The sequence below is a fragment of the Eudoraea sp. genome (assembly GCF_049665975.1).
GTDB lineage: Bacteria > Bacteroidota > Bacteroidia > Flavobacteriales > Flavobacteriaceae > Eudoraea.
Genome location: NZ_JBATGR010000201.1, coordinates 1 through 11,134, shown reverse-complemented (window position 1 = coordinate 11,134; position 11,134 = coordinate 1). Strand labels below are relative to the sequence as shown.

The following is an 11,134-nucleotide window of genomic DNA, read 5'->3' as shown; positions in this document are numbered from 1 at the left end:
GGAAGTAATGCTATTGTCCGCGGCGCTGCTGAAAGGAACGCAGTGAATGCACCAATACAGGGCAGCGCAGCCGACATTATAAAAATAGCAATGATCAATATCCACAGAAAGCTTAAAGAAGGTAATTTTAAAACCAAGATGCTTCTCCAGGTTCATGATGAACTGGTCTTTGACGTTTTTAAACCAGAACTTGAAGATCTCCAGGTTATGATCAGAACCGAAATGGAAAACGCCTACGAGCTCCTTGTACCCTTAGATGTAGAACTGGGTATCGGTGAAAATTGGCTTGAAGCCCACTAATTATGGGACCCAAATAACTGCATGATGGAAACAATTTTCCCTTTTACGGTAGCTTTGCTAGCTACCATGCTTCATGTAATTACAGGCCAGAACATTTGGCAACTGAGGAGCAGAGTTTATAAACCAAGTATTATAAAAAATAAAAACCCCTCGTAAAAAACGAAGGGTTTTTATTATATGTTGTATTTCTTATTACCTTTTTGTAAAGATCAAAACACCACCATCATTAAAATTAGCAAAATCTAATTCCGTGGCATTTATTCTCATGGTAGTTCCTGAAATCTCTACATTTACAGTAGTCTCAACCTGATCCTCATCTATATAGGTTAGTACTCCCCCTTCATATAAATAACTATCTACGCTAGTGTCTTTCTCCGTTGGACATGGAACATCGAGCCCACTGCCTCCAGGGTTTACATTTATCTCCAGGTAGTTTCCTGAGTTTTCAGTAATTACGCTTAGGTCTGCATTAAAAGTAATGGTCATAATAGAACAATTTATTGCCGATAAAAAGCTTAAAATATCCTGGGCGAATTCTTCATCATCACTTGCCGTACTTTCATCAATTTCTAATGCGGTTAGTTCCCATGACCCAAGAATATTATTATCCTGATTTAAATCATCTTTGTCTGATGAGCAGGAAAATAAAAGAGCCGTTGCAAGAAAAAGGGTTAATAGGTTACGTTTCATTTTTTTCGGTTTATATATGTTTTATCTGTTGAAAAACGTAAAAAATGGCCATATAGTATATTTAGGTGGTATGATAAGAGCACTATTATATGGTTAGTTTAACAGTCTTTATATATTATTTGTAAAATCTTGCTTAAAATATCAGATTTAAAAAGGCATAATTATTTTTAAAAATTAGAGAAATAACGGTTTGCATTTAAACTTAATAGTTGTACATTTGCAGCCCGTTAAACGGGATTGAAGTGTTTAATTTATAAAAAAATAAGTAGTGGATACATTGAGCTACAAGACCAAATCGGCTAATAAGAATACTGTTGAAAAGCAGTGGTTATTAGTTGATGCTGAAGGCCAAACATTGGGACGTCTTGCTTCTAAAGTGGCAAAAATTTTAAGAGGTAAATACAAACCAAGTTTTACCCCACACGTTGATTGCGGGGACAATGTTGTTATTGTGAACGCGGAGAAAATTCAACTTAGCGGCAATAAATGGGAAGACAAGACCTACACTAGGTATACGGGATATCCCGGAGGTCAAAGATCAACCACTGCTCGGGAACTCTTGGAGAAAAACCCTGCAAGCATCATTGAAAAAGCAGTGAAGGGTATGCTACCTAAAAATAAATTAGGAGCTGAACTGTATAGAAACTTAAGAGTTTATGCTGGTACTGATCACGATCAGGAAGCGCAAAAACCAGAGGCTATTAACTTAAATGACCTTACATAGATGGACATAATTCATAAAATAGGCAGAAGAAAAACTGCTGTTGCACGCGTTTATATTTCAGAAGGCAAAGGCAACATTACGGTAAATAAAAGGACATTAGAAGATTATTTCTCTACTGCTACTTTACAGTATAAAGTAAAACAACCTTTTGCTTTAACCAATACCGTGGACACTTATGATGTGAAAGTTAATGTTTACGGAGGTGGAATCACAGGACAGGCAGAAGCTGTACGCCTGGCTTTATCACGGGCCCTGTGTGAGATTGAGGCAGAAAACAGGGAATTCCTAAAACCTGAAGGATTGCTTACAAGAGACCCCAGAATGGTTGAACGTAAAAAGTTTGGTCAGAAAAAAGCAAGAAAGAAATTCCAATTCTCGAAACGATAAAAATATATAGTCCTGGAATGAATTCAGGATTTTTAACCCAAGTTCATTGAAAGTCTCTTATTTAAAGGGACAATTAAAAATCTAAACCTGTTAGTTACCCCTATTTAAGGGAACTATAAAAGCAGGAAAAGGTTAAATTTAGTTTAGCATCTAAATGTTGGAGGCTTTCCGTTAAGAAGGAATACCACTTCAACATTGCTAATTCAAAAGAACGTAAACTAAGTATTAAAATGGCTAAAAAAGCTGAAGTTAAAGAATTATTAGAAGCTGGTGTACACTTCGGACACCTTACAAGAAAATGGAATCCAAATATGGCTCCCTACATCTACATGGAGCGGAATGGAATTCACGTAATCAATTTATATAAAACGGTTGCTAAATTAGAAGAGGCTAATGAAGCCTTGTCAAAAATTGCGGCCTCTGGTAGAAAGATCTTATTTGTAGCTACTAAGAAACAGGCTAAGGATATTGTTGCTGAGAAAGTAGCCAACGTAAATATGCCATACATCACAGAAAGATGGCCAGGTGGTATGTTGACTAACTTTGTGACTATTAGAAAAGCCGTAAAGAAAATGGCTTCCATTGATAGGATGAAGAAAGATGGAACATTTATGACCCTTTCTAAAAAAGAACGTTTGCAAGTAGATCGTCTCCGTGCTAAGTTAGAAAAGAATCTTGGCTCTATATCCGATATGACACGTTTACCAGGCGCATTGTTTATTGTAGATACAATGCGTGAGCATATTGCCGTAAAAGAAGCTCAAAAATTGAATATCCCCATATTTGCTATGGTGGATACCAACTCAGATCCAAGACCAATTAATTATGTAATTCCTTCTAATGATGATGCGTCTAAATCTATCGATGTAATATTAACGGAAGTTACAAATGCAATTGCTGCTGGCCTTGAAGAACGTAAATCCGAAAAACAATCTGAAAAAGAAGGTGGCTCTGAAAAAACTACTGCAAAAGCCGAAGCAGAAGTTGTAGAAAAAGTTAAGAAAGAAAAAGTTGAAGCCGTAAAAGCACCCAAAGAAGAAAAAGCTGAAGCTGTTGTAGAGAAAGACACTCCTAAGGAAACAAAAGAAGAGGCTGTGCCGGTAACCGAGAAAAAGGAAAAAGCTGCTGTTAAAAAAACAACAAAAGTAGATTCTGACAATCTTACAAAGATTGAAGGCATAGGTCCAAAAGCTGCCGAAGCACTTACCAAAGCAGGTATTGACACCTATGCGAAATTAGCTAAAGCGAATGCAGGAAAAATTAAGGAAATCCTTACTGAAGCGAGTTCCAGAATGGCACATTTAGATCCGGATTCCTGGCCAAAACAAGCAAAAATGGCTGCTGATGGAAACTGGGATGAATTGAAAGATTGGCAGGATAAGGCCAAAGGTGGAGTAGAGTAATTATAGATTAATTAAATAATTGAGAACAGAACACGAACACTCGTGTTCAATAAAAAGAAAATATAATGGTAAAAATTACCGCCGCAGAAGTTAACAATTTAAGAAAGACCACAGGTGCAGGAATGATGGACTGCAAAAATGCATTGGTTGAAGCTGAAGGAGATTTTGAGAAAGCTATAGAAATCCTTCGAAAAAAAGGACAGAAAGTGGCTGCTAAGAGAGCAGACAGAGATTCTTCTGAAGGAGCTGCTATAGCTCAGGTTAATTCCGACAAAACTAAGGGAGTTATTATTTCACTTAATTGTGAAACCGATTTTGTTGCCAAGAATGATAGTTTTGTTGCTCTGGCTAATGAACTGGCTCAACTTGCACTTGATTTTGATAGTAAAGATGAATTCCTAAATGCTAATTACAATGGCATATCAGTACAGGAAAAATTAACTGAACAGACTGGTGTTATTGGTGAAAAAATTGAAATTGGTGGCTTTAGAAAACTAAATGCTCCTTTTGTTGGATCATATATTCATGCAGGTAACAAGATTGCAACATTGATTGGACTTTCGGGTGCGGTTGAAGGTGCTGCTGCTGCCGCTAAAGATGTAGCCATGCAGGCTGCCGCAATGAATCCTGTTGCGCTAGATGAATCTGCAGTAGATCAATCTGTTATTGACAAGGAAATAGAAATAGCCAAAGATCAATTGCGCCAGGAAGGAAAGCCTGAGGCCATGTTGGATAATATTGCAAAGGGAAAACTAAAACGTTTCTTTAAAGACAATACTCTGGTTAACCAGGATTTTATTAAAGATAATAAACAGAGTGTTTCTCAATACATCAAATCTGTCAATCCTGATTTGGAAATCACAGGTTTTGAAAGGGTAGCTTTAGGATAAAACACCCATTTAATGTTTAATAAAAAAACCACTTTTCTTTTTGAAAAGTGGTTTTTTGTTTGATCTATTTTACCCAATCCTGTTTTTCCAGTTCAAAAAGTTCATTTACCGAGATCTTAAATATCACAGAGAGCCTTAAAGAAAGAACAGTAGAAGGCACATATTTGCCAAGTTCCATAGCATTGATTGTCTGCCTGCTTACTTTTGCCTTCTCAGCGAGCTGAGCCTGGGTCATATTTTGAATTGCCCTTTGAACTTTAATACTGTTCTTCATAACTCACAGATTTTCTTAATCGCCAAATTTTGATATTAAATCTTATAATAAAGAAAAACAACATCGTATACATGTTGAATACCATAGCCCAATAAAAAGAGAAATCATAAAGTAAGAGGAATGCCAAAAGTAAGATCCCATAATTCAAATACATGGCCCATACCAAAGATTCCAGTCGAATTTTGGCAATTAATTCATCCTCGTCCTTTTCCTTGGAAAATGCCACCATAATGCCTCCCAGGATGACCAAAATACCCAGTATTTCATTTAAGATATTATTTTCGACCATGCCAATAAATCGATTGTTCCCAGAAAGGTCTTCAATAAATATTCCCAATACATTCGCATCAAAAAATGCAGGCTCCCAATCTGTAAAAAGTGTATATAACCCTAAAATCAATGAAGGAATAAGAATTATCAAACCTATCCTCTTAAATTTTGACGAAAGTAAATAATTTGTTTCCATGATTAAATTTTAAATCAAATGTAAAGTTTTCTTTACATTTAGACAAATTATTTTTACTTTTTATGCACATATGGGATTCGAATAGCCAGTTATTCAGGTAAAATTCACTAGCATATTTATTTTAATCGCTAGCCTTTGAGCCAGGCTCTCCTAATTTCCGATTGAGGTGTGTTTTCCAAATCATCCAAGGGTACAATGGTGGAAACCTTAACAGTTGGTGTCCCTACTTTGCCTTGGAGTACTAATTCTTCCTCGCCTCGCTGAACGACCATAGTAATTTTCCTATTGGATGTCCATCGAAAACTCTGTCCGATAATAGGTCGGATAGATTCTAATGAAATAGGCATGCCGTCTATGCTCATTATTGTATCTCCTCCCTGCGCCCCAAGATCTGTAAAGAAAGTATTTAGTTCTATATCACTTCTAATAAATATTGCATCATTATTCGTTTGATCAATATCTATAAATGGTATTTCTCCATCCAAAAAATAACCACTCCGCTCTTGTATATCTGTAATCCTCAATCCAACAGACGCCAAAATATCATCATAATTTAATGGTGTATTGCCTATTACATGAGTATCAAAAAATGATTTTATTTCAGGATAAGTCAGATCTACAATTTCTCCGATAATTTCATCGTCTTCAAATGGGGTGTCATTGTTATATTTCTTAGAAAGCTCCTTCATTAACCATAGTACTCCTTTTTCTCCATTACTCAAATCTCTAAGCATAATATCCAAACTCATATTTATTAAGGCTCCTTTTTCATATACATTGGCATAATTACCTTTATATGGATCTTCTAATACATTTCTGCTCATTGTCGTAAATGACATTGCATCGTCATATAACTTAGAATTATATATTTTATCTATGATTCGTTTATAAAAATCGGCCTCATCAATTAAACCCTGTTGAATCTGAAACAAGTTGGCGAAATATTCGGTAGTACCTTCATACATCCATAGGTGTTCAGACATTTTTGGATCGTTATAATCAAAATATTGAATTTCCTTTGAGTGCACATTCAAGGGTGTAACAATATGAAAAAATTCATGTGAAACAACATCTATCATTGCTTTTTCCAGAGTTTCCAAAGGCATTTGCTCCGGTAGTACCACAAGAGTGGAAGTATGATGTTCCAAAGCTCCGAAACCGGAAGCATCATTTTCGTCTAATGTAGACAGATACAATAATATATTATATTCCTTAGTTCCATCAATCTCGCCAAGAAATGCTTTTTGGGCCCTCATCATAAGTTCCATGCTTTCTTTTAGATCTGCCGCAGAATAAACATCATTAGGAGAATAAACACTTAAATTAACCGTAATATTATTGATGTCAAACGAAGCTAAGTTTGGTTTCGCATAAAGAATTGGATTATCTACCACTTCAAAATATCTTGAAGCAATAAAGGTATCGGTCGTAGTATTAATATCATCCTGCTTTTTAATTAATGATGTTGTGGGAACCAGGTTTGAAGGAGAAGAAACAATTATCTCATAGGGTATTTCCTTTAATCCCTCAAAATAACCTACAAAGCCATGAAGATTCAATACAAAATTTTTGTCCTTTAAAATATTAGTTCCCGAAGGAGAAAAAACAGGATCGCTTAATTCACCTTCATTATCATAAGTGTCTGTTGCGTAATAAGTTATCTTATCTAATTTTGTCGCATTGGAAATATTCCATTCATTGGTTCCGATAGAAGTAACCAAAAGTTCATTGCCCTGATAATCAATAGCCTTGAGGTCTTGTATATACTGGCCATAGTCATCCTCACTATAGGTCCCCGGAACCGTTTTTGGAATAAAAAAGGAAATTTTTTGTTTACTAAATGACCCTGGGTTGATTGTTACACTTACTCTGTCATTAGTGACATTTACCAAATCTATTGTTGTTACAACAACTGCTTTGTCTGCTGATAAAACAGATTTTGAAGTGCCACAGCCATATAGGAAAGCAAGGAAAACGTAAAGGAAAAATAATTTTTTCATTTATAATTGAGATAGAATAATTAAAAAACAAGATTATTGAAATTAATTTAGATCATACAGGTTATTAGGAAATAATTAAGATGAACATTAAACCTATTAACGAAGAGTTCTCATAAATATTTTTGACTATTTTTGTTTCCAAATCAGCTTAAGAGAATATGTTATACAAACGAATACTTCTTAAACTCAGTGGTGAAGCACTAATGGGCAGCAAGCAATATGGGATAGATGCGATGAGACTGGCAGCTTATGCAGAAGAGATTAAGGAAGTAGTAGAACTAGGTGTTGAAGTGGCAATTGTCATTGGAGGAGGAAATATCTTTAGAGGTCTGGCCGGGGCAAGTAATGGCATGGACAGGGTTCAGGCAGATCATATGGGTATGCTGGCAACAGTGATCAACGGTCTTGCGTTACAGAGTGCTTTGGAACTCAAAGGTGTACAAACAAGATTACAATCCGCTATAAAAATCAACGAAGTTGCGGAACCTTTTATCAGAAGAAGGGCAATGCGCCATTTGGAAAAAGGACGGGTAGTTATTTTTGGAGGGGGTACAGGAAATCCTTATTTTACTACAGATTCTGCCGCAGTTTTGCGAGCAATTGAGGTTGAAGCCGACGTTATTTTAAAGGGAACCAGAGTTGACGGTATTTATACCAGCGATCCTGAAAAAGATAAAACTGCTACCAAATTTGATACTATTAGTTTTAATGATGTACTTACCAAAGGTTTAAAAGTAATGGATACTACTGCTTTTACACTTAGTCAGGAAAACAATCTTCCAATTGTCGTTTTTGATATGAACAAAAAAGGGAATCTCACGAAAATAGTATCCGGTGAAAACATTGGAACGGTAGTAGATCTTTAGTTTGGTATAATTTGTGTAAATAAGTTATAAAAAAAATTATGGACGAAGATGTTAAATTTATTTTAGAGGCCACCAAAGATAGTATGGACGGAGCCATTTTACATTTGGAAAAGGCATTGGTTAAAATTAGAGCAGGGAGAGCCAATCCCTCGATGTTATCGTCGGTAATGGTGGAATATTATGGCTCGCAGACTCCTTTATCACAGGTGTCAAATGTAAATACGCCAGACGCCCGAACATTATCTGTTCAACCTTGGGAGAAAAATATGCTGTCGGAAATTGAAACCGCTATTACGAATGCCAACCTTGGTTTTAATCCTATGAATAATGGAGAGATGGTAATTATTAATGTTCCTCCCCTAACCGAGGAAAGGCGAATACAATTAGTAAAACAGGCAAAATCCGAAGCCGAAGAAGCTAAAATTAGTGTTCGTAGTGCAAGACAGGAAGCTAATAAAGAAATAAAAAACCTGGGGATATCTGAAGATCTTGAAAAAAACGCGGAAATTGATATTCAGGAAATGACCAACACTTACACAGAAAAAATAGACAGTATACTTCATATGAAGGAAGTAGAGATTATGAAAGTCTAATTTTTCATTTTATATAATGTATACTACACAATTACAAGTCATTAACCTTATTAAGGAAGTGTAGTCTAACCTCCAAAATAAATTGCAATAATCGCAACAATAACGATAATAGCACAAATGACTATTAATACCCGATATAGTATAATGGCAATTCTACTATAGTTTTTCTCATCCGGCATAACATCATTCCTTTTAACCAATTTTATTTAATTGGAGTTTCTTTATTGGCTTTTTTTACTTCTCCTCAATTTACATAAATTCTTAAGCAAATAGCACTTTGAGTTACATATGATTGTAATCGCTATTTTATAAAGCGTTTCTAGGTACAGTCCTCCTTGTTTTCTACCTTTGCCGCGATTAAAAATACAATAGTAAATAAAGATTGTCCATATTCATAATTCAATTGGGCATCAGTACCAGGCGTTCAAATGGAGCACATATAATTTACTTTATAGCTGTATTTAAAATCTGGATTCATAAATAACAGTATGGTTAGTAAGATTACAAGTGGATTTTGGTCAAAGGTTGGAAGAATTATTCTTAGAAATAGAATTCTTATCCTCTTTCTAATTGTTGCTGCTACCGTTTTCTTGGCGCTTCAATGGAAGAATATGAAATTTTCGACTTCTGAGGCTAATCTACTCCCCGATGATCACCCGCTGAATATTGCTTATGAAGATTTTCTAGAAAAATTTGGTGAAGAGGGGAATACTATTGCCTTCGCCATTAAAGACAGTTCACTATACGAAGTTGAAAATTTTAATCGGTGGAACAGATTAAATAAACAATTGGCTGCCTTTCCCGAGGTAGACTATGTTGTATCTATAGATAATCTTAAGGAACTTATACGGGACAAGGAAGAGCAACAATTTATTCTAAAGCCGTTAATTGAAAAGACTCCGCAGAATAATATTGAAGTGGACAGCCTAATTCAATATATGTTCAATAATTTACCTTTTTATGATAACCTGTTATATAATAAAGAAACGGGAACCATAAGAACACTTGTCTATATGGACAAGGATATTGTAAACACTCCTGTTCGGAAAGATTTTATTTTAAAAGACCTTCATACACTAATAAAAGATTTTGAAAAGGAAACCAAAATGGATGTTCGGGTATCGGGGATGCCCTATATACGAACAATGAACACCCAAAATATTATTGATGAAATAGGGATATTCATTGCAGCAGCTCTTATTGTTACCTCCTTAATTTTCTTTTTCTTTTTCCGCAGTGTACGAGCAACGCTAATTTCCATGTGTGTAGTGCTAATTGGAGTTATGTGGGCCTTTGGGATCTTAGGACTTCTTAAATATGAAATTACAGTTTTAACAGCACTGATTCCACCGCTTATCATCGTAATTGGGATACCTAATTGTATTTTTCTAATTAATAAATATCAACAGGAAGTTAAAAAACATGGAAATCAGGCTTTATCCTTAAAAAGGGTCATATCCAAAATAGGTAATGCAACTCTAATGACGAATGTCACCACGGCTTGTGGTTTTGCCACCTTTATAATTACAGACAGTAAACTTTTGACTGAATTTGGCATTGTAGCTTCGATAAATATACTATGCATCTTTATGCTTTCCATTCTTATTATACCAATTGTGTATAGCTTCATGTACCCGCCAAAATCAAAACATCTGAAACACCTCAACAAAAAATGGATAGATGCTTTTGTAAACTGGATGGAGCATATAGTAAGGGAAAAAAGGATAACTATTTATTCCATCTCTTTGATAGCGCTAATAATTAGCATTATTGGGATTTATCAAATTAAAATTTCCGGGAATCTTGTTGAAGATATGCCTAAAAACACCGGCTTTTATAAAGACATCCAATTTTTTGATGAAGAGTTTAACGGAATCATGCCAATTGAAATTGTTATAGATACAGAAAGGAAAAAAGGGGTGTTAAAACCTGTTACACTGAAAAAAATGAATGAGTTGGGGGAAATGATTGAAGAGACCCCTGAATTATCCAAACCCATATCCGTTGTTAATTTAGTAAAGTATTCCAAGCAGGCTTTTTATAGCGGGATTCCTAAATATTACCAATTACCCACTTCTCAGGAATACAATTTTATTATGGATGTAGCCCGAAAATCTCAGGGTAATGAAGGGTTAATTGAAAATTTTGTCGACAGCACTGGGCAGGTTGCCAGGATTACCACTTTCATCAAAGATGTACCGACAGACAGAATGGAAGAAATTGAAAAATCGATGCTAGATGAAATCAAGAAGATTTTTCCGGCCGATCGTTTTAATGTTTATGTGACCGGAAAAGCATTACTTTTTTTAAAAGGCACTAAATATTTAGTAAAGAATTTAGTGCTTTCTTTATCTCTTGCTATTGGTTTAATAGCTCTATTTATGGCTTATTTATTTCGTTCTTTCAGAATGATCGTTATTTCTTTAATTCCAAATCTTTTACCCCTGGCTATTACTGCAGGTATTATGGGTTTTGTAGGTGTGCCCATTAAACCTTCAACGATATTAGTTTTTAGTATCGCATTCGGGATTTCAGTAGATG

Annotated in this window: 12 protein-coding genes; 8 read left to right on the top strand and 4 right to left on the bottom strand. The window is 35.2% G+C overall.

Annotated elements, in window-relative coordinates:
- The coding region (locus tag WBN20_RS07500; protein WP_424281242.1) for a DNA polymerase at window positions 1-300 on the top strand (300 nt) is incomplete at its 5' end.
- A gap of 192 nt (window positions 301-492) precedes the next feature.
- Here WBN20_RS07500 and WBN20_RS07495 read toward each other — a convergent pair.
- Window positions 493-990 carry a hypothetical protein gene (locus tag WBN20_RS07495; RefSeq protein WP_424273147.1) on the bottom strand — a complete coding sequence of 166 codons (498 nt, stop codon included), beginning with the start codon at window positions 988-990 and terminating at the stop codon, window positions 493-495.
- Window positions 991-1,258: 268 nt separating this feature from the next.
- Here WBN20_RS07495 and rplM point away from each other — a divergent pair, with 268 nt between their 5' ends.
- The 4 genes from rplM to tsf all read left to right on the top strand — a co-directional run bounded on the left by rplM (window position 1,259) and on the right by tsf (window position 4,394).
- Window positions 1,259-1,714, top strand: coding sequence for a 50S ribosomal protein L13 (rplM, locus tag WBN20_RS07490; RefSeq protein WP_424274663.1), 456 nt, complete (start codon window positions 1,259-1,261; stop codon window positions 1,712-1,714).
- Window positions 1,715-2,101 (top strand): 30S ribosomal protein S9, encoded by a 387-nt coding sequence (rpsI, locus tag WBN20_RS07485; RefSeq protein WP_424273149.1) that lies wholly within the window; start codon window positions 1,715-1,717, stop codon window positions 2,099-2,101.
- A 230-nt stretch (window positions 2,102-2,331) separates the two neighbouring features.
- Window positions 2,332-3,504: a 30S ribosomal protein S2 gene (gene rpsB, locus WBN20_RS07480; RefSeq protein ID WP_424273150.1), complete on the top strand. Its 1,173-nt coding sequence runs from the start codon at window positions 2,332-2,334 to the stop codon at window positions 3,502-3,504.
- Between the two features lie 65 nt (window positions 3,505-3,569).
- Window positions 3,570-4,394 carry a translation elongation factor Ts gene (gene tsf / locus WBN20_RS07475; RefSeq protein WP_424273151.1) on the top strand — a complete coding sequence of 275 codons (825 nt, stop codon included), beginning with the start codon at window positions 3,570-3,572 and terminating at the stop codon, window positions 4,392-4,394.
- 64 nt (window positions 4,395-4,458) lie between these two features.
- Here tsf and WBN20_RS07470 read toward each other — a convergent pair whose 3' ends face one another.
- The 3 genes from WBN20_RS07470 to WBN20_RS07460 form a co-directional block, all read right to left on the bottom strand.
- The gene (locus WBN20_RS07470) at window positions 4,459-4,668 is read right to left on the bottom strand and encodes a helix-turn-helix transcriptional regulator (protein ID WP_424273152.1); all 210 of its coding nucleotides are present in this window, start codon (window positions 4,666-4,668) and stop codon (window positions 4,459-4,461) included.
- The gene (locus WBN20_RS07465; protein WP_424273153.1) at window positions 4,652-5,134 is read right to left on the bottom strand and encodes a hypothetical protein; all 483 of its coding nucleotides are present in this window, start codon (window positions 5,132-5,134) and stop codon (window positions 4,652-4,654) included. Before WBN20_RS07465 ends, WBN20_RS07470 begins: the two co-directional genes overlap by 17 nt.
- A 128-nt stretch (window positions 5,135-5,262) precedes the next feature.
- Window positions 5,263-7,134, bottom strand: a complete 1,872-nt coding sequence (locus tag WBN20_RS07460) for a peptidase M61 (protein WP_424281241.1) — start codon at window positions 7,132-7,134, stop codon at window positions 5,263-5,265.
- Between the two features lie 158 nt (window positions 7,135-7,292).
- On the opposite strand from WBN20_RS07460, the gene pyrH reads away from it, so the two are divergent.
- From pyrH to WBN20_RS07445, 3 genes are all read left to right on the top strand, one after another.
- Window positions 7,293-8,000 carry a UMP kinase gene (pyrH, locus tag WBN20_RS07455; RefSeq protein ID WP_424273155.1) on the top strand — a complete coding sequence of 236 codons (708 nt, stop codon included), beginning with the start codon at window positions 7,293-7,295 and terminating at the stop codon, window positions 7,998-8,000.
- Window positions 8,001-8,038: 38 nt separating this feature from the next.
- Window positions 8,039-8,593 carry a ribosome recycling factor gene (gene frr / locus WBN20_RS07450; RefSeq protein WP_424273156.1) on the top strand — a complete coding sequence of 185 codons (555 nt, stop codon included), beginning with the start codon at window positions 8,039-8,041 and terminating at the stop codon, window positions 8,591-8,593.
- A 488-nt stretch (window positions 8,594-9,081) separates the two neighbouring features.
- On the top strand, window positions 9,082-11,134 hold a 2,053-nt coding region (locus WBN20_RS07445; protein WP_424281240.1), incomplete at its 3' end, for an efflux RND transporter permease subunit.

Coding starts and splice junctions, on each gene's coding strand:
- WBN20_RS07495 (WP_424273147.1), bottom strand. CDS start 990: ATGAAACGTAACCTATTAACCCTTTTTCTTGCAACGGCTCTTTTATTT.
- rpsI (WP_424273149.1), top strand. CDS start 1,715: ATGGACATAATTCATAAAATAGGCAGAAGAAAAACTGCTGTTGCACGC.
- rpsB (WP_424273150.1), top strand. CDS start 2,332: ATGGCTAAAAAAGCTGAAGTTAAAGAATTATTAGAAGCTGGTGTACAC.
- tsf (WP_424273151.1), top strand. CDS start 3,570: ATGGTAAAAATTACCGCCGCAGAAGTTAACAATTTAAGAAAGACCACA.
- WBN20_RS07470 (WP_424273152.1), bottom strand. CDS start 4,668: ATGAAGAACAGTATTAAAGTTCAAAGGGCAATTCAAAATATGACCCAG.
- WBN20_RS07465 (WP_424273153.1), bottom strand. CDS start 5,134: ATGGAAACAAATTATTTACTTTCGTCAAAATTTAAGAGGATAGGTTTG.
- WBN20_RS07460 (WP_424281241.1), bottom strand. CDS start 7,134: ATGAAAAAATTATTTTTCCTTTACGTTTTCCTTGCTTTCCTATATGGC.
- pyrH (WP_424273155.1), top strand. CDS start 7,293: ATGTTATACAAACGAATACTTCTTAAACTCAGTGGTGAAGCACTAATG.
- frr (WP_424273156.1), top strand. CDS start 8,039: ATGGACGAAGATGTTAAATTTATTTTAGAGGCCACCAAAGATAGTATG.